Annotated in this window: 18 protein-coding genes; 3 read left to right on the plus strand and 15 right to left on the minus strand. The window is 65.6% G+C overall.

The features are described 5' to 3' along the window. Window positions 1-12: 12 nt before the first annotated feature. Window positions 13-681 carry an SDR family oxidoreductase gene (locus tag G6N57_RS08210; RefSeq protein WP_077740019.1) on the minus strand — a complete coding sequence of 223 codons (669 nt, stop codon included), beginning with the start codon at window positions 679-681 and terminating at the stop codon, window positions 13-15. Between the two features lie 153 nt (window positions 682-834). Between G6N57_RS08210 and G6N57_RS08215 the strand changes: the two genes are divergently transcribed. Then, the gene (locus G6N57_RS08215) at window positions 835-1,101 is read left to right on the plus strand and encodes a YdeI/OmpD-associated family protein (protein ID WP_077740020.1); all 267 of its coding nucleotides are present in this window, start codon (window positions 835-837) and stop codon (window positions 1,099-1,101) included. Window positions 1,102-1,113: 12 nt separating this feature from the next. Here G6N57_RS08215 and G6N57_RS08220 read toward each other — a convergent pair whose 3' ends face one another. Next, window positions 1,114-2,325 (minus strand): acyl-CoA dehydrogenase family protein, encoded by a 1,212-nt coding sequence (locus G6N57_RS08220; protein ID WP_077740021.1) that lies wholly within the window; start codon window positions 2,323-2,325, stop codon window positions 1,114-1,116. Window positions 2,326-2,351: 26 nt separating this feature from the next. Further along, a complete protein-coding gene (locus G6N57_RS08225; RefSeq protein ID WP_077741838.1) occupies window positions 2,352-2,957 on the minus strand; it encodes a TetR/AcrR family transcriptional regulator in 606 nt (201 codons plus the stop codon). Window positions 2,958-3,069: 112 nt separating this feature from the next. Between G6N57_RS08225 and G6N57_RS08230 the strand changes: the two genes are divergently transcribed. Continuing rightward, window positions 3,070-3,432 carry a DUF2834 domain-containing protein gene (locus G6N57_RS08230; RefSeq protein WP_234815615.1) on the plus strand — a complete coding sequence of 121 codons (363 nt, stop codon included), beginning with the start codon at window positions 3,070-3,072 and terminating at the stop codon, window positions 3,430-3,432. Window positions 3,433-3,442: 10 nt separating this feature from the next. On the opposite strand, the gene G6N57_RS08235 is transcribed toward G6N57_RS08230, so the two are convergent. The 9 genes from G6N57_RS08235 to G6N57_RS08275 form a co-directional block, all read right to left on the minus strand. Then, entirely contained in the window at window positions 3,443-4,465 is a 1,023-nt protein-coding gene (locus tag G6N57_RS08235) for a coiled-coil domain-containing protein (RefSeq protein WP_077740022.1), read from the minus strand. A 101-nt stretch (window positions 4,466-4,566) separates the two neighbouring features. Next, a complete protein-coding gene (locus G6N57_RS08240) occupies window positions 4,567-6,090 on the minus strand; it encodes a serine hydrolase domain-containing protein (protein WP_174814465.1) in 1,524 nt (507 codons plus the stop codon). Between the two features lie 136 nt (window positions 6,091-6,226). Next, complete coding sequence (locus G6N57_RS08245; RefSeq protein ID WP_162563934.1) at window positions 6,227-6,811, minus strand: hypothetical protein; 585 nt, start codon at window positions 6,809-6,811, stop codon at window positions 6,227-6,229. Window positions 6,812-6,939: 128 nt separating this feature from the next. Then, window positions 6,940-8,205, minus strand: a complete 1,266-nt coding sequence (locus G6N57_RS08250) for an MFS transporter (protein WP_077740024.1) — start codon at window positions 8,203-8,205, stop codon at window positions 6,940-6,942. Beyond that, window positions 8,202-8,849 (minus strand): GntR family transcriptional regulator, encoded by a 648-nt coding sequence (locus G6N57_RS08255; RefSeq protein WP_234815616.1) that lies wholly within the window; start codon window positions 8,847-8,849, stop codon window positions 8,202-8,204. Before G6N57_RS08255 ends, G6N57_RS08250 begins: the two co-directional genes overlap by 4 nt. A 62-nt stretch (window positions 8,850-8,911) precedes the next feature. Further along, window positions 8,912-9,340 (minus strand): DUF5313 domain-containing protein, encoded by a 429-nt coding sequence (locus G6N57_RS08260; RefSeq protein WP_075919764.1) that lies wholly within the window; start codon window positions 9,338-9,340, stop codon window positions 8,912-8,914. 14 nt (window positions 9,341-9,354) lie between these two features. Then, window positions 9,355-9,855, minus strand: a complete 501-nt coding sequence (locus tag G6N57_RS08265) for a MarR family winged helix-turn-helix transcriptional regulator (protein ID WP_077740026.1) — start codon at window positions 9,853-9,855, stop codon at window positions 9,355-9,357. A 61-nt stretch (window positions 9,856-9,916) separates the two neighbouring features. Next, window positions 9,917-10,591, minus strand: a complete 675-nt coding sequence (crp, locus tag G6N57_RS08270; RefSeq protein ID WP_077740027.1) for a cAMP-activated global transcriptional regulator CRP — start codon at window positions 10,589-10,591, stop codon at window positions 9,917-9,919. 161 nt (window positions 10,592-10,752) lie between these two features. Beyond that, window positions 10,753-12,210 carry a bifunctional aminoglycoside phosphotransferase/ATP-binding protein gene (locus G6N57_RS08275; protein ID WP_077740028.1) on the minus strand — a complete coding sequence of 486 codons (1,458 nt, stop codon included), beginning with the start codon at window positions 12,208-12,210 and terminating at the stop codon, window positions 10,753-10,755. Between the two features lie 271 nt (window positions 12,211-12,481). On the opposite strand from G6N57_RS08275, the gene ctaD reads away from it, so the two are divergent. After that, complete coding sequence (ctaD, locus tag G6N57_RS08280) at window positions 12,482-14,215, plus strand: aa3-type cytochrome oxidase subunit I (RefSeq protein ID WP_077740029.1); 1,734 nt, start codon at window positions 12,482-12,484, stop codon at window positions 14,213-14,215. A gap of 68 nt (window positions 14,216-14,283) precedes the next feature. On the opposite strand, the gene G6N57_RS08285 is transcribed toward ctaD, so the two are convergent. The 3 genes from G6N57_RS08285 to G6N57_RS08295 all read right to left on the minus strand — a co-directional run bounded on the left by G6N57_RS08285 (window position 14,284) and on the right by G6N57_RS08295 (window position 16,421). Continuing rightward, window positions 14,284-14,946 (minus strand): response regulator transcription factor, encoded by a 663-nt coding sequence (locus tag G6N57_RS08285; protein WP_077740030.1) that lies wholly within the window; start codon window positions 14,944-14,946, stop codon window positions 14,284-14,286. Then, entirely contained in the window at window positions 14,943-16,160 is a 1,218-nt protein-coding gene (locus G6N57_RS08290) for a sensor histidine kinase (RefSeq protein WP_077740031.1), read from the minus strand. Before G6N57_RS08290 ends, G6N57_RS08285 begins: the two co-directional genes overlap by 4 nt. 90 nt (window positions 16,161-16,250) lie before the next feature. Next, complete coding sequence (locus tag G6N57_RS08295; protein ID WP_162563935.1) at window positions 16,251-16,421, minus strand: hypothetical protein; 171 nt, start codon at window positions 16,419-16,421, stop codon at window positions 16,251-16,253. Window positions 16,422-16,551 lie beyond the last annotated feature (130 nt).

Raw genomic sequence — 16,551 nt, forward strand, 5'->3', positions numbered from 1 at the left:
TTCTATTGCAGTTCAGGCCGACATCTGGCAGAGAAAGTCAGGCCCGCCGGCGTAGACGATCCCAGACGGGTACGGTGCAGACGCGGCGCGGGCGATCGTCGTCGCCAACTCCCGGTCGGACATCACCTCTCCGGAAACCACAGTGAAATCGATGCCACGCCGGTCGAATTCGGAACGCATGGCATAGAGCGCGGTCTCACCGGCGCGCTTGCTCGCGGCGATCGCCGCGTAACCCTTCGGCACGGCCTTGTTGGGGAAGAAGTGCGCCTGGTGGCTGGTGACGAACACGATCTGACCGCCCACCGGCATCAACGGCAGGGCCAGCTTGGCCAGGCGGCGCTGGGCATCGCGGTTCAGCCGCATCGCATAGCCCGGATCAGTGCCGAGCTCCAGCCCGGTGGATGCGTTGAGCACCAGGACATCGAGTCGGCCAAACTCCCTGCCGATCCGCTCGATCATGGCGGCAGCAGCGGCTTCATCGGAAATGTCGGCACCGAGGCTGGAGGCGCGGCCACCCGCACGGCGGATGGCGTCGACGACCGTGTTGGCGCGTTTGGCCTTCTCGCGGTAGTTCACGACGACGTGGGTGTCCGGACCGGCGAGCTGCTGGGCGACGTCGGCGCCGATACCCCGCGATGCGCCGGTAACGAGAGCGATCCGGGTGGCTGCTGCAGGCTGCATGTCGGGTTCCTTCCGTCACTGCTGAGGCGGATAACCGTCCCTAAGCACTCACCGTACACCAACTCTAAGAAAAATAAGACTCTTTTAAGGTCACGGTAAGGGCAATGTCGTGTCGCAAGTGTGTTGCTGCGCTGCCGCCTTTAACCTGGCTTCATGACTGGCCAACGGGTGCCCGGAGGAGTGGTGCACAAGTTGCCGGCGGACCTGCGCGAAGCCCTGATCGGCAATGACACGGCGCTGTCCGCCTGGCGCGACATCACGCCGCTCGCGCGCAACGAGTTCATCTGCTGGGTCGAGGACGCCAAGCAGCAGGTGACACGCGAGCGGCGGATCCGCCGGACTCAGGAAGAGCTGGAGGAAGGTCAGCGGCGGCCATGCTGCTGGCCCGGGTGCAAGCACCGCGAACGCACCGGCAAGTAGCCGCCCCGTCCGCTATCGAATGGACAGACCGGTGATCGCCCGCGAGATCACCAGCCGCTGAATCTCGCTGGTGCCCTCGAAGATGGTGAAGATCTTGGCGTCGCGATGCATCCGCTCGACCGGGTAGTCGCGGGTGTAGCCGTTGCCACCGAGGATCTGGATCGCCTCATCGGTCACGTACACCGCGGTCTCACTGGCCACGAGCTTGGCCATCGAGCCCTCGGCGTTGTCGAACGCCTGGTTGTTGCGCGCCATCCAACCGGCCCGCCACACGAGCAAGCGGGCGGCGTCGATCCGGCTCTTCATGTCGGCGAGCTTGAACGCGACGGCCTGGAACTCGCCGATCTTGCGTCCGAACTGCTCACGTTGGCAGGCGTAGTCGAGCGCGTACTCATAGGCGGCGCGGGCCACGCCGACCGCCATCGCGCCCACGGTGGGCCGGGTGCGCTCGAAGGTCTTCATCGCGGCCTGACCGCCGGCCGAGGCGCCGGACTTGACCCGTGCGATGCGCTCCTCGAACTTCTCTCGCCCGCCCAGGATCAGATCCTCGGGCAGTCGGACGTTGTCGAGCACCACCTCGGCGGTGTGCGAGGCGCGGATGCCGTGCTTCTTGAACTTCTGGCCCTGGGTGAAGCCGTGGGTGTCGGGCGGGATGATGAACGTGGCCTGGCCGCGTGAGCCGAGTTCGGGGTAGACCGAGGCGACGACGATGTGGACGTTGGCGATACCGCCGTTCGTGGCCCAGGTCTTGGTGCCGTTGAGTACCCATTCGCGGGTTGCCTCGTCGAAGCGGGCGCGGGTGCGGATGGCGCCGACGTCCGATCCGGCGTCGGGTTCGGAGGAGCAGAACGCACCCAGGTGCGGCTCGCCGGGCGTGCCGAACATGGCGGGCAGCCACTGGCCGATCTGCTCGGGAGTTCCGTTGCCCGCCAACGCCGCTGCGGCCAGGCCGGTGCCCAGGATCGACAGCGCGATGCCCGCGTCGCCCCAGAACAGTTCCTCGAACACGGTCAGCATGCCGAGCCCGGTGGGTTCGGCGGCCTGTTGGGCGAACAACTCGGGGGAGTACAGCCCGACCTTGGCCGCTTCCTGGATGACGGGCCAGGGGGTTTCCTCGCGCTCGTCCCATTCCGCGGCGGCGGGACGCACCACCTCGGCGGCGAACTGGTGGACCCAGTCGCGGACTTCGATCACGTCGTCGCTCAGTTGCATTGAGAACGTCACGGACTACTCCTGAAATAGGTTGGGGATCAGTTGGTTTGAGAGCGGTGCTGCTTGATCATGCTGACGGTCTGGACGACCCAGGCCTCGAAGAAGCGTTCGTGGTCGACGTTGCCCGGCAACCGTCCGGTCAGCGCCTGCAGCGTCGCGGCATAGGACAGCCCGGCGATCGCGACCGCCGCGGTGGCCTCGGGGTCGGGGATCTGGGTCCGCCCCGAGCGGTTGGAGGCAGCCAGCTCGTCGGCGAACCGTTGATAGGCATTGTCGGTGATGACCTGCCAGGTCTTCTCGTCGAGTTCGCCGAGCTCATCCGGCTCGCGCAGCATGACCCGCAGCAGCTCCTCGCTCTGGGTCAGGTTGGTCCAGATCAACTGTCCGGCGCTGCGTACCGCCTCTTCGACGGACTTGGGATTGCCGGCGTCGTACTGCTCACGGGCGCTCACGATGGCATCGATGCGGTGCGAGACCGCGGCCTCCAGCAGTTCGCGTTTCGAGCCGAAGTGCTTGTATAGCGCACCCGAACCCGGCGCCAGGCCGGCGGCCTGCTGGATATGGGCCACCGACGTCGCGGCGTACCCCTTGGCCGAGAACAGCTTGAGAGCTGTGGCCAGAAGTCGGTCCCGTCCGGATGACATGGTGAGAGAGTACTCACTCACCAAATTGGTGTGCAATCGGCCCCCTCGTGGACCTCGGATCGATAGGTTGACCTGGACTGTGTCGGTCTGACGGGGAGGCAGGACGATGGCAATGCTGACACGAAACGACAAGATTTTGTGCGGCACCTATGCGGTGATCGCACTGGTAGCGCTCGTCGGCACCTGGTGGAACAACATCCGCTACATCACCACCGAGAGCACCAGCCTGATCGACTTCGTCCAGAGCGGCTACGCCAACTATGCGTCGTCCTCACTCACCAACGATCTGCTGCTGCTCGGGTTGGCGGCGTTCGTGTTCATGGTTGTCGAGGCGCGCCGGATCGGCATCCCGACGGTGTGGATCTACCTCGTGCTCAGTTTCCTCGTCGCGGTGAGTGTGGCGTTTCCGCTGTTCCTGATCCGGCGGCAGCTGGTGCTGGCGGACGGGCGAGTGTCCGGGGCGCCGGCAACGTAGCCGCAGGCCCTCAGTGACGGGGGGTCGTGGTGATGTGCACGTGGTCGAAGTGGCCGTAGCCGGACCCCTGCGGTCCGGACGGCGTGTAATAGGTGCCCCGCCAGATGACGTCCTGCAGCCCAAATCGGGCTGCGTTGCTCAGCGCGAACGCCATGATCTCGTTGCCGAGCGCGATGCCCTCGGCGCTCCCGGAATTCGGGATCATGATGTCGATGGCCAGACCGCTGGGATGCCACGGCAAAGAGTCGGGCCGGACCCCACCGATCTCGGCGATCTGCGGAAACTGTGCGCTGACGGCTCGGGCAGCCAGGATGGTGTTCGGCTGTAGCCCGACCTCGTTGGCGACGCCGACGGGCAACGACTCCGGGATGTCCGCAGTGGCGCCGGGCATCACCGCCGCCGCGTTGTTCACCACGGCCTGCTGCTGCGGGGTCAATGCCCCGTACTGCGCCTCCGCTTCGGCAATCTGACGCAGCAGTGCACGCAACTTGGTCTGCAGGTCTTCGCGTACCGCGGACGCCCGCTCGGCAGCGGTGCGCGCATCAGCGGCCGATCTCTCCGATGCGCCGGCGGCCTCGGCCGCGCGTTCACGCGCTGATCGATAGGCTTCCATCTTGTCGGCCGCCCCATCGACGACTGCCCGCTGCACGGTCAATTGATCGATCAGCTCCTGCGGGGAGCCCGCGGTGAGCACTGCCGCTACCCGGCCGGTGCTTCTACTCATGTACGTCATCGCCGCCACCCGGTCGACTGCCGCCTGAAAGGGCTGCAACTGGGCGTTCGCGACCTCGAGGGCCTCCAGGTCGGCGCGGTGGCGGTCGGCGGCCGCCGCCTCTTCGGCCTGCGTGGCATCGACATCGCGTTGAGCAGCGGTGACGGCCTTGCGACTCTCAACGGCCTGGCGGGACAACTCGTTGAGCTTGGCCACCCCGTCGGCTGCAGGGTCAGCCGTCGCGGCGCCGATCGGCGTCAGAACCAGGACCGCGGCCGCAGCGCACACCGTTCGCCGAACCAGATGGCGCACCCCGGTCATTCGGATAGTCACGATCCTTCGCTGCAAGGACCGATCCTGGCCCGGCTGTATATCTCCCGGACAGGCTACGAACTGGTCCAGACGATGTCCACCCGTGCTGGTTAGTTCCCGTAGAGATGCAGCGCCCGGGCGGTTTCGGTGGCCACGTCCCCGCTCAGCTTGGCGATCGGCGGTCCGCCGCGTTGATGGATCACGTTCGCCAGGACGGCGACGTAGGTGTTTGACCCGGGATCCATCCACAGCGTCACGCCCGTGAATCCGGTGTGGCCGAAGCTGCCGACGGGAAAGACCAGCCCGCGCGGCCTGGAGTGGGCGGTGTCGATATCCCAGCCGAACCCGCGAAGGTCTTGTCCGTCGATGGCCGGATACTGCGGGGCGAGAAGGGGATCGGTTGTGTTCGGGGTGTTTGCGACGGCGCTGCGGACGGCGTTGTTGGCCGCCTCGACTTGTTCGGCACTGTTCCCGGGCTGCTGCGGAGTCGCCATCAACTCCACGGTCGATTGCTTCAGTGGAAACGTGCTCGGCCGGCCCGCGAGGCGATCGAGCAGGGCTTGTGCGAATCGGCCGACGTCGTTGACTGTCGAGAACACCCCGGCGCTCCCGGCCACCCCGCCCATGCGGCGTGCGGTCGGGTCGTGCACGGTGCCGCGCAGCGGGTGGCCGTAGTCGGGGTTGAGGCCAGGGGTGTCTTCGTCGAGCGCCGTCGGTGCGATGCGGGGCAAGAGGTCGGTGCTCCACGTTCCTTCCGGACAGTCGGTCACCTTGGCCGCACTCGGGTCGAGGGCAACCGCTGTTCCCCGGATCTGGTGCGGACCACACGCTTTGGCTGCCGGGAGGTAGTGGGTCTCTGACAACCCAAGCGGCGCAAAGACATTGTCCTGCACATATCGATCCAGGGGCTGGCCGGTGATCCGCTCGATGATCGTGCCGACCAGAATGAAGTTGATGTCGGAGTAGTGGAACAGCTCGCCGGGCCCGTACACCACCCACGCGCCGAGCGCGCGGTGAATGCCTTCGGCCGTGTCGGCTTTGTCGAGCCCCCACGGACCGTCCAGGCTCAGATCCCCCGCGATGCCCGACGTGTGGGTGAGCAGCATGCGGACCGTCACCTGCGCGCGCCGTGGGTCATTGGTGGGGTTGAAGTCCGGCAGATATTTCTGCACCGGATCGTCGAACTCGACCTTGCCCTGTTCGTAGAGCTGCATGAACGCCGTCGTCGTCGCGATGCTCTTCGACAGCGAGGCCAGATCGAAGATCGTGTCCTCGGTCATCGGCTCGGCGGGCGCGGGCACCCCGTCGAGTCCGGGCTCACCGTCGAGCTTGCGCGAACCGTAAGCCTGGCGGAAGACGACGTTGCCGCCGTGGCCGACCTGGACCACCGCACCCGGCAGGCGATGTGCCGCGATGGAGTCGTCGACGAGCTTCGAGACCGCAGTGAAGTCACCCGCGGGAACGACGGCAGCCAGGGTGGGCATCGGGACGGCCGGTGCCGGCGCGGTCGTTGTGGGCGTGGAACTGGCCGCCGGCGGGGGCGCCGGCTGTCCGCATGAGGTGGTCGCGGCAACCGTGAACAGGACAGTTCCTACGGCGCAGAGCCGGGTCAGACGTGATCGCGACACCGTCACGAAATCGACGGTACGGGACCGTGCACTGCACGGAGCGATGGATGTGGGGTCAACTGCACTCTCGATGTGCACTCCTGTTGATTCAGGAGCGGTTCCCCCGAAAAGTTGGGGCTCCGGGGGCGGATGCTGCTCGTTGTTAGTCGGTGGCCTCGATGTAATGCGGTGGCCATGCCTTGGCAGCCTCGCTACGGATACTTGCTTCCATGCCGAAGAGTGCCTCTGGTTGTACAACTCGTCGTGGAAAGCGGAATCCTCTAGCCACAGTGAAATAGAACTGCAGACCTGCGACGGTAAGCGTTGCCACGCCGAACCACGGTGCGAGGTGCGGGTTTGAACTTCCGGGCCACGCGGCGGCTACGACGAGGACCAGGCCAATGGCCACGAACCCCGTCCAGATCGCCGCTGTTTCTCGGTGCGAGCGTCGGCCAGGGATCATCCGTATCAATGACGGCGCGCCGAGATTCAACATGTGGGATCTGTGGGTAAAAGTGCGCATCATTCGTACTTCCACTCTGCGCTCGCGCAGGTAGAGGCAGCGCGCCAAATGCACTGCATCCTTTCGTAACTCCGTCTTGAGATCCTCATCGTCAAGTCTGTCCGCCAGGGTTAATAGCCGGTCGACACGAATCCAACGACGTTCGCTCGCACTGTAGAACAGAGACCATCCTGAGACGACAACCGAAAGCGCGCCCGTAATTACGCCTACTGCGGCAAGGTTCATAGACATACCGTCCCATTGGGCTCTGACATGCGAGGGGCGCCAATCGGCGTACTGAAGCTGCTTCGCATGTTCCCGGCAAAACCTGTGGAAGGTTGGGGGCCTTCATCACACCGGCGATGGCCGCGAGGCTAGTTCTCTCGCAGAGGAACAGGCGTCCGCGGCTCCAGGTGCTTCGCCCACCCTGACGCACACACCACGGTGCAGACAATCGCCAGTACACCGACAAAAGTCAGCATCACCGGATAGCTGAACCAGTGCGCCAGCGCGGCCAGCACGGCAGGCAGCAGGAATCCCAGGTAGGCCAGCGAGTAGTAGACCCCGGAGATGCCGGCGAGCTCGTCGGGCGGCGCGATGCGCTGGATCTCAAGCAGACCCGACACGATCGCGATCCCGTACGCGCTGCCGAGCAGCATCGCGACCAGCGGGGCGACCAGCGCCGAGCGGGTCACGGCGGTGGCCACGGCGGCGAAGATGCCCAACGCCATCAGTGCCATCGACACCACGACGGCACGTGAGCTGGACACGTCATCGAGGCGCCGCGCCACGGGTTGGATCGCCACACCGCAGCCCAGCGTCAGCACGGTCAGCCCGACCGTATAGAGCAGGGCCCAGGAGCCGAGCTGGTCGGCGACGAGTGCGGGCACCACCGCGTAGGCGATGGCTGCCGAACCAAAGATCCACGGCGCCATCGGAACAACGACATGCAGGAATCGGCGGTGTCCGGCCGCGGGCACCTTCAATCCGTCCAGGAAGGGCCGAGACGTTGTGCGGGAGCGGGTCTCGACGGTCCGAGTCCACACCGCCCACAACACCGGCACGCAGAGCGCCGCGTGAACCAGGTAGGTCAACACCAGCGGCAGCGGTGCGTACACGGTCAGCAGCCCGGCGGACAGCGGTCCGACGCCGAAGCCCAACGACAAGCAGATCGAAGCGCGGCGCGCACCGGCGCCGGCGGAGGCGTCGTCGAACGGCGGCCGAGACAGCTCGGTGATCCATGCCGAGCCGACCGCCATGGCGATCCCGACGGCGACCCCGCTGAACACCCGACCGACGAACAGGGCCGGAAAACCCCAGTAGTCACCGACGGCCAGGATGAGGCTGCCCAGCGCCGCACTGATGACACCGGCGGCCATGACATTGCGTCGACCGTGGCGGTCCGACAGCGTCGAGGCGATCAGGAGGCCAGGGATCAGGCCGAGCACGTAGGCGCCCAGCAGGATGTCCACGTCCACCCGGGTGTATCCGGAGTGCTGGGCGTAGGCGATCAGCAGCGGGGTGAATTGGTTTCCGCCCCAACCGATGCAGAACACCGCGATGGCCACCGCCAGCCACGGCTGGAGACGGTGCCGAACCTGCTCAGGCGCCTCAGAGGACTCGATGGCGACAGCGGTCATGCCAGCACCACCCGGTACGTCGCCTCCAGGTGCGCCAGCAACGCGCCTTCGAAACCGGGCACATCGCGCCGGCCGATGGCATCGGCCAATGCCGCATGCTCACCGATCAATTCGGTCAACCGGGCGGAGTCCGAGCGGGCGGCGTCGGCCATCATGCGGCGCTGGCGGTCGCTGAGCGACCCGTAGAAACGGCCGGCGATCGTGTTCCCGGCGACCTCGACGATCCGCCGGTGAAAGGCGTCGTCGGCGGCCGCGAACTGATCGGCATCGCCGATCGCCGCGCCGTGGCGCTGTCGCTCGACCAACTCGGTCAGCTCGCCGAACAAGGTGTCGATGGAGTCCGCTGACCGGCACAGTCGGCGCACCGCCGCGGTCTCGAGGGCCAGGCGCATCTCGAGCAGATCGGTGGCCTCCTGCGCAGAGACCGGGACGACGACGGCGCCGCGCCGGGGCACCAGGTCCAGGAAATCCTCGGCGGCCAGACGCAGAAACGCCTCGTGCACAGGTGTGCGGCTGACGCCGAGCTGCGTCGCCACCTCTACCTCGCTGAGCAGCTGCCCGCCTCGAAACTCACCGGAGAGGATCTGGTCCTTGGTCATCCGGTAGACGCGTTGGCTGTTGCTCGACTTCTCGTCGGTCTCCACGGGAAACCAGGGTACCCCTTGCATGCAAGCTTGCATGCAAGGGGGCTATCCAGGGGAAATGCTCAGAACGGGCTGCTGTTGGCCTGGTACTTGGAGGATTCCGGACGCGGTCCGAACCGCCGGATGTACTCCTCGTGCTTGCGCTGGTCCTTCTTGTACTGGATCTCGTCGACCAGGTTGGGATCGAGCCCGTGCTGCGCCAACCGGTGCCGGCGCCAGATCTTGTTCAGCGCAAGCGCCATCAGGATGGCCCAGATGTAGATCGGCACCGTCATCTCGATGTGCACATACAGCGACGCGGGTAGCAGCCAGAGTGGTGCCAGTACGAACAGCGGTGGGATCGCCATCCGGATCAGATGCCGGCGGACGGCCCCGTGGTCGGCCAGGTCATGGGCCACCCAGTCGCGCATGGAATCGGGCAACCGCTTGCCGTAGCAGTAGGCGACGTACTGAAAGAAGTTGGGACGGTCTTTGGTTTTCTGGCCGGCCATGAGGGCTCCTGGTGTCAATCGGTGAGTGAATTGGCCGCCAGCGCAGCCACGTTGATGCGGGTCAACACCCGATGCAGCTCTTCGAGTTCGGCGATGTCGACGCCCAGGCGTTCCACCACGGCGGGTGGGATGGCGAGTGCCCGCTCACGCAGGGCGATCCCGGCATCGGTGAGCTCCACGTCGGTCGCACGTTCGTCGCCGGCCCGGCGGGTACGGGTCAGCAGGCCGAGTGCTTCCAGTCGCTTGAGCATCGGCGAGAGGGTCGCCGAGTCGAGTTGCAGCGCTGCGGCGATCTCCTTGACCGACAGCGGGGGTGTGCCGCCCGAGTTGGACCGTTGGTGGTCCCATAGCACCAGCATCACGAGGTACTGCGGATGGGTCAAGCCCAGCGGCTCCAGCAGCGGGCGGTACACCGCGAGCACGGCGCGGTTGCTGACGGCCAGCGCGAAACAGACCTGCCGTTCGAGGGCCAATGGATCGGAGCTGAGCTCCGGCGCTTCCGATACTGCGGACACAAACTGAACGTACCCTAATAGTTAGGGTACTAACAATGTCTCGGTGGTCACATGACCGGGATCAATGCGCGCGCTTGGCCAGCCGTTCGGCGTTGTCGATCAGGATGCTGCGGCCCTGAACCCGGATCCAGCCGCGTTGCGCGAAGTCCGACAACGCCTTGTTGACCGTCTCCCGCGAGGACCCGACCAGCTGGGCGATCTCTTCCTGGGTCAGCTCGTGGTCGACGCGCAGTGCGCTGCCGTCGCGGCTGCCGAAACGTTGTGCCAGGTAGAGCAGTTGTTTGGCGACCCGGCCCGGCACATCGGTGAAGATCAAGTCGGACAGGTTGTCGTTGGTGCGGCGCAACCGGCGGGCCAGCACGCGTAGGAGTTGCTCGGCGATCTCGGGCCGATCGGCGATCCAGCCGCGCAGCACGCTGCGGCTCATCACGACGGCCTTCACCTCGGTCAGGGCGGTCACGGTTGAAGTCCGCGGCCCTGGATCGAAGATGGCGAGCTCGCCGAACATGTCCGACGGGCCCATCAGTGTGATCAGGCTGTCGCGGCCGTCCACTGACTTGCGGCCGATCTTCACCTTGCCTGCGGTGATGATGTAGAGCGTGTCGCCGGGCTCGCCTTCGGAGAACACGACCTCGGTCCGACGGAAGGTCACGGGCTCCAGCTGCCGAACCAGTGCAGCCACGGCGTCTGGTGACACACCCTGGAAGATGCCGGCGCGGGCCAGCACTTCATTCATATTTCCCCCTTGGATGGGTGCGCCGAACCGGCTGCTCGGAATGTTTGTACAGGTCGCGGCCGGAAGGAAGGCCGCCGTTTTACTTTACTAGGGCTGTCAGGCGGCTTTCGGCTTCGGGTTTACACCGGAGCCGTATTTCGTAATGGCAATGACAGTCGGATTCAGATCGCCGAGCAACAGATCCGTTGGGCTTCGGCGACGGAGTCCGCGAGCGGGCGGCGCGTGTTGATGGGATGGGCGTCCGGCCATTCGGCGTCGGTCGCCAAGCCCTCTGCGATCTGCGGGGTGGCATCCGAGTTGGTGCCCTGTCGCTGGACGATGCGCTGCTTGGCTTCGTCGAGAGGCATCGTGCACGCCAATTCCACTGTTGGGCAATGCTGCTCAGCGGCGATATCCCGGGCTCGTTGCCGAAGGCCCGGATCTCGCCAGGTGCCGTCGAGGATCACCGACTGCCCCATGCCCAATGTCTGCCGGGCCTTCTCGAGCACGGCCTCATAAACGGCGGACACGTTCTCGCTGCTGTACAGCCCCTCGTTCAATATCCCCGCCGCGCCGTCGACGACTCCACGCTCCTGCAACTCGCGACGCACATCGTCGGTGGAGACGACCCGCGCAGCCACCTGTTCGGCGAGCGCGTGCGCGAGCGTGGTCTTGCCGGTGCCGGGGCCACCGCCGACGATGACCAGTCGCACGGTGCCTCGGCGGAGGTGATCGAGAGCGATGTCGAGATGGCGTTTCGCATCGTCGGCGGCACTTGGGTTGCCCTGCTGAACCCGGATGCAGTCCACCTTGGCGCGGACCACGGCACGGTATGCGATGTAGAAGTCCAGCAGCGCTGGTGGTGGCGTGTCCCCGGAGATCCGCTGGTACTCGGCGATGAAGTAGTCGGCCAGGTCTTTGCGGCCGAGGAACTCCAGGTCCATGGCCAGGAACGCCGCGTCGTCGATGCAGTCGACATGGCGCAGGCCGTCGTCGAACTCGAGACAGTCGAGGATGGCCGGACCTTCCGGCATGCAGAAGATGTCGCCGGTCAACAGGTCGGCGTGGCCGTCGACGATGCGGCGGCCGGCGATGCGGTCGCTGAACAGTGCGGTCCGACCCGCCATGAACTGGTCGTACAGTCGATCGACCTCGGCCAGCCATTCCGCGGGCACGACTGTTCCCGCAAACCGGCGCAATTCGGCGAGGTTGTCCCGCCAGCGGCCGGCAATCGCGGGCACCGTCGCTGCGCGGTCGATGTCTTCCGATCGTTCGGCGCCGGCGTGAAACCGTGCGATCACCTCGGCGATCGCCGACAGCTGCTCGGCCACAGGTTCACCGCTGACGACGATCGACGTCAACCGGCGCGAATCGGGGTACCTGCGCATCACGATCACCGGCTCGGGCGGACCACCTTGCGGATCGGCGAAATGGGCGACCCCGAGGTAGCTGTCGGGTGCCAGTCGCTGATTCAAGCGAACCTCGCGTATGCACACCTGTTCGCGGAGCTCGACGGAGCTGAAATCGAGAAAGTCCGTGGTGATCGCCTTCTTCACCTTGTACGCCTTCTCGCCAACCAACGCGACGATCCCGGTGTGCGTCTCATGGATCTCTGCGGCCGGCGAAGCTGAAGCGTCCATACCTCATGATGGCTGCCCGCGGGCGCGTGGCGGCAGTGGCCATTGGTCCCTTTCTCGGGTCCGACGGTCACCTTTCTTGGCGCTGGTGTGCCGGGGAATGCGGCAGCTGTGTGTTTTATATTGCAGCGCAGTCAATTTCGGATGGGCTCCACCGACATGCCAGATCCGATATTGAGGACCAAAGACCCTTCTTCTCTGAGCGTGCGCCCACGAGTCTTTTCCTGGTGATCTTGATCGTGTTTACCCAGGGGGATAGAAGAGGAGTTCTGTCGTGACTGCCGAAGCCCCGCCAATCGACGAACTCGAGGCAGGCCGTCCGTTTCCGGAACGGGTGGGCCCCAAAGGCAACCTGATTTACCAGCTCATCACGACGACCGATCACAAGCTGATCGGCATCATGTACTGCGTCACGTGTTTCACGTTCTTCGGTATCGGCGGCGTGATGGCGCTGTTCATGCGTACCGAACTGGCCGAACCCGGGATGCAGTTCGTCTCCAACGAGCAGTTCAACCAGCTGTTCACCATGCACGGGACGGTGATGCTGCTGTTCTACGCCACCCCGATCGTGTTCGGGTTCGCCAACCTGGTGCTCCCGCTGCAGATCGGCGCGCCCGACGTCGCCTTCCCACGGCTCAATGCCCTCTCCTATTGGCTGTTCCTGTTCGGCGCGCTGATCGCCCTTGGCGGCTTCATCACCCCCGGCGGCGCAGCTGATTTCGGCTGGACGGCCTATACGCCGCTCAGCGATGCCATCCACTCGCCGGGAGTGGGAGCGGACCTGTGGATCTTGGGCATCGCCGTGGGCGGTCTGGGCACGATCCTCGGCGCGGTCAACATGATCACCACGGTCGTGTGCATGCGTGCGCCGGGCATGACGATGTTCCGGATGCCGATCTTCACCTGGAACATCCTGGTGACCTCGATGTTGGTGGTGATCGTGTTCCCGCTGCTCACCGCGGCCATGTTCGGTCTGGCCGCCGACCGGCGACTCGGCGCGCACATCTATGATCCGGCCAACGGTGGTGTGTTGCTCTTTCAGCACCTGTTCTGGTTCTTCGGTCACCCCGAGGTATATGTGCTCGCGCTGCCGTTCTTCGGTGTGGTGTCCGAGATCATTCCGGTGTTCAGCCGCAAGCCGATCTTCGGTTACACCACGCTGGTCTACGCGACCATCAGCATCGCGGCCCTGTCGGTCGCGGTGTGGGCGCACCACATGTATGCCACCGGCGCGGTGCTGCTGCCGTTCTTCTCCTTCATGACGTTCCTGATCGCCGTCCCGACGGGCATCAAGTTCTTCAACTGGATCGGAACGATGTGGAAGGGCCAGTTGACCTTCGAGACGCCGATGCTGTTCTCGGTCGGCTTCCTGGTGACGTTCCTGCTGGGTGGTCTGTCCGGCGTGCTGCTGGCCAGCCCGCCGATCGACTTCCACGTCACCGAAAGCTATTTCGTGGTCGCACATTTCCACTACACGTTGTTCGGCACCATCGTGTTCGCCACCTATGCCGGTGTGTACTTCTGGTTCCCGAAGATGACCGGACGTCTGCTCGACGAGCGCCTGGGCAAGGTGCACTTCTGGCTGACCTTCATCGGCTTCCACCTCACCTTCCTGGTGCAGCACTGGGTGGGTGACGAGGGCATGCCTCGTCGCTACGCCGACTATCTGCCCAGCGACGGCTTCACCACGCTCAACGTGGTCTCCACGATCGGATCGTTCATTCTGGGCATCTCGACGCTGCCGTTCGTGTGGAACGTGTTCAAGAGCTGGCGTTACGGCGAGCCCGTCACCGTCGATGACCCGTGGGGTTACGGCAACTCGCTGGAGTGGGCGACCTCGTGCCCGCCGCCGCGGCACAACTTCACCGAGCTGCCCCGGATCCGTTCGGAGCGCCCGGCGTTCGAGCTGCACTATCCGCACATGGTCGAGCGGATGCGTGCCGAGGCCCACGTGGGTCGCAGCCGGCATCCAGATCCGGAGAGTCATGCGGCGACTCACGGCGGGTGAACCGTTGACCGCAAAGCTGCGTGCCCCGTCTCCTCCCATCCCCCTGAGGCGGGGCACGCTTGAGGGAATTACTGAGGACTGACCAGCCCCGTGTCGTAGGCGTGGATGATCGCGGCGGCACGGTCACGCAGGTCGAGCTTGATGAAGATGTGGCCGATGTGGCTCTTGACGGTGAGGCCGGAGATGCTGAGCTCGTCGGCGATCTCGGCGTTGGAATGCCCTTTGGCGATCAGCGTCAGCACATCGAGTTCGCGGGCCGTGAGGTCGCCGACGGCAGCGGCGCGACGCGGCTCGGCGGACTTGCGGTATGTGGTGAGCACCCGTGAGGTCACCGCCGGGTCCAGATAGCTGTCGCCCTGCGCCACTGCGCGCACGGCCCGGATCAGTTCCTCGGCCGAGGAGTCCTTGAGCACGAATCCGCTGGCTCCGGCGCGCAGCGCGCCGGAGAGCAATTCGTCGTCGTTGAACGTGGTCAGCGCCAGCACCGGCGGTCCGTCGGCCGAGGTCACCTGCCGGGTGGCTTCGATGCCGTCGACGCGCTTCATCCGCAGGTCCATCACCACGACGTCGGGGCGGTACTGGGTGACAGCGTCGGGCACCTCATCGCCGTCGGCGCACTCGGCGACGATCACGAAACCGTCCTTGCGTCGCAGGATGCGTCGCAGGCCGGAGCGCACCAGATCCTGATCGTCGACCAGGAGGACCGCCACCTCGGTCACGGGGTCCGTCATGACACCACGGGGCACCAGCGCGGCGCCCGGCCGGTGTCGTCCAACGGAATGTTCGTGCGCACCGACCATCCGTCGTCGGCAGGGCCCACGCTGATGATCCCGCCGAGCTGCTCGACGCGTTGGCGCATGCCGCGCACACCGCGCCCCTCCACGTCGTGGCCGTTCCTCACGGCCAATGCGGGGACGGGCAGTCTGTTGGCGACCGTCAGCGTCGCCGAAGTGCGCGAGATCCTCAGCAGCACTGTCGCTTCAGCGTCAGGTGCGTGTTTGGCGATGTTGGCCAGGGACTCCTGGGCGATGCGATACAGCGCCAAGCCCACCGCGCCGGAGACCACATCGGTCCGGCCGGTCGCGTCGAAACGTACATTGAGCCCGGCCCGGACGAAATCGTCCACCAGGCAACTGATGTCGTCGACACCGGGTTCAGGTGCCATGCTCATCGGGGCGCCGTCGAGTAGTCCGACCGTGCGGCGAATATCTGCCATGGCCTGCCGGCCCAGGCGTTCGGCCTGCTCCAATGCCTCGACGGCGTCGTCGACGTCGCGGTCCTGCTGCAGCCCGCGACGCGCTCCGGTCACGTGCAACAGGGTGACGCTCAGCGAATGGGCGATCACGTCATGGACCTCGCGGGCGATCCGGCGCCGTTCATCGGCTGCGGCGTGCCGGGCCTGTGCGGCTTGTGCCTCCTGTTGCTGCCGCATGAGTTGCTGCTGGGTATGCACGAGATACCCGACCAGCCAGCCCATTCCGAGGATCCCCATATAGAGCGGCAGGGCGTCGAGGCGGTGTTGCGAAGCCGCCGTCAGCAGCAGAGTGGCCGCGGTCAGCGAGGCCAGGAATCCGCCCCACACCCCGGCGAGTGAGGCGACCTCGCCGACCATCAGCACCGCGATCAGCGGAGCGAAATCGTTGGAGACCGGTGTTGCTGTTGCGAACAGCAACACGGCGGTGGCGGTGGTCCAGGTGGCCCAGACGATCGGTGCCTTGAAATCGATGCCGGAAAGGTAGAACAACGCGAACGGGGCGATGCAGACGACGACTGCCAGCAGGCTCGCCGGCAGGTCCGTCGTCGGGCGTTGCCACATGGCGACCACGCCGGCACCGATCACCGTGGTGTCGAACGCCAGCACGATGGCCCAGTTGTAACCCACCGGGAGGGCGTAGCCCCGCCGGCGCACGTGCGCCCGTATGCCGCGCGCGATGCCACCGAGCATGTTCTGATGGTAGAAGGCGAGGTCGTGGTCGGGCCTCCTACTGCGGTCGGATTTTTGGGGCCAGATTTTCTGGGGTCGGATCTCAGCACCTCAGAGTCGCCACATTTCGCGCGCCATCGCGGCGTCTTCGACGAAGCCCTCACGCAGCGGCGGATAGTAGGGCTGCTTCAGATCGGGTCGGGGTAGGGCGGCCAAGCCCGCCCGCACCGCGGCCAGGGTGCGCCGCCAGAAACCATCCCTGGGGATCGCTGGAGTTGTCACCTCAGGGGTGAAAACGGCGTCTTTCGCCGTCCATCCACGGGCGACGCCTGTCACTGAATTCGCTATCGAGATAGCTGGGGAACGCTGTGCTCGTGTCATGGCTCGACGCTACGAAGAATGCAGGTCAGCC

Origin of the sequence: Mycolicibacterium boenickei (genome assembly GCF_010731295.1) — a bacterium.
Classification (GTDB): domain Bacteria; phylum Actinomycetota; class Actinomycetes; order Mycobacteriales; family Mycobacteriaceae; genus Mycobacterium; species Mycobacterium boenickei.

Coding starts and splice junctions, on each gene's coding strand:
- G6N57_RS08210 (WP_077740019.1), bottom strand. CDS start 681: ATGCAGCCTGCAGCAGCCACCCGGATCGCTCTCGTTACCGGCGCATCG.
- G6N57_RS08215 (WP_077740020.1), top strand. CDS start 835: ATGACTGGCCAACGGGTGCCCGGAGGAGTGGTGCACAAGTTGCCGGCG.
- G6N57_RS08225 (WP_077741838.1), bottom strand. CDS start 2,957: ATGTCATCCGGACGGGACCGACTTCTGGCCACAGCTCTCAAGCTGTTC.
- G6N57_RS08230 (WP_234815615.1), top strand. CDS start 3,070: ATGCTGACACGAAACGACAAGATTTTGTGCGGCACCTATGCGGTGATC.
- G6N57_RS08235 (WP_077740022.1), bottom strand. CDS start 4,465: ATGACCGGGGTGCGCCATCTGGTTCGGCGAACGGTGTGCGCTGCGGCC.
- G6N57_RS08245 (WP_162563934.1), bottom strand. CDS start 6,811: ATGAACCTTGCCGCAGTAGGCGTAATTACGGGCGCGCTTTCGGTTGTC.
- G6N57_RS08250 (WP_077740024.1), bottom strand. CDS start 8,205: ATGACCGCTGTCGCCATCGAGTCCTCTGAGGCGCCTGAGCAGGTTCGG.
- G6N57_RS08260 (WP_075919764.1), bottom strand. CDS start 9,340: ATGGCCGGCCAGAAAACCAAAGACCGTCCCAACTTCTTTCAGTACGTC.
- crp (WP_077740027.1), bottom strand. CDS start 10,591: ATGAATGAAGTGCTGGCCCGCGCCGGCATCTTCCAGGGTGTGTCACCA.
- G6N57_RS08275 (WP_077740028.1), bottom strand. CDS start 12,210: ATGGACGCTTCAGCTTCGCCGGCCGCAGAGATCCATGAGACGCACACC.
- G6N57_RS08285 (WP_077740030.1), bottom strand. CDS start 14,946: ATGACGGACCCCGTGACCGAGGTGGCGGTCCTCCTGGTCGACGATCAG.
- G6N57_RS08290 (WP_077740031.1), bottom strand. CDS start 16,160: ATGCTCGGTGGCATCGCGCGCGGCATACGGGCGCACGTGCGCCGGCGG.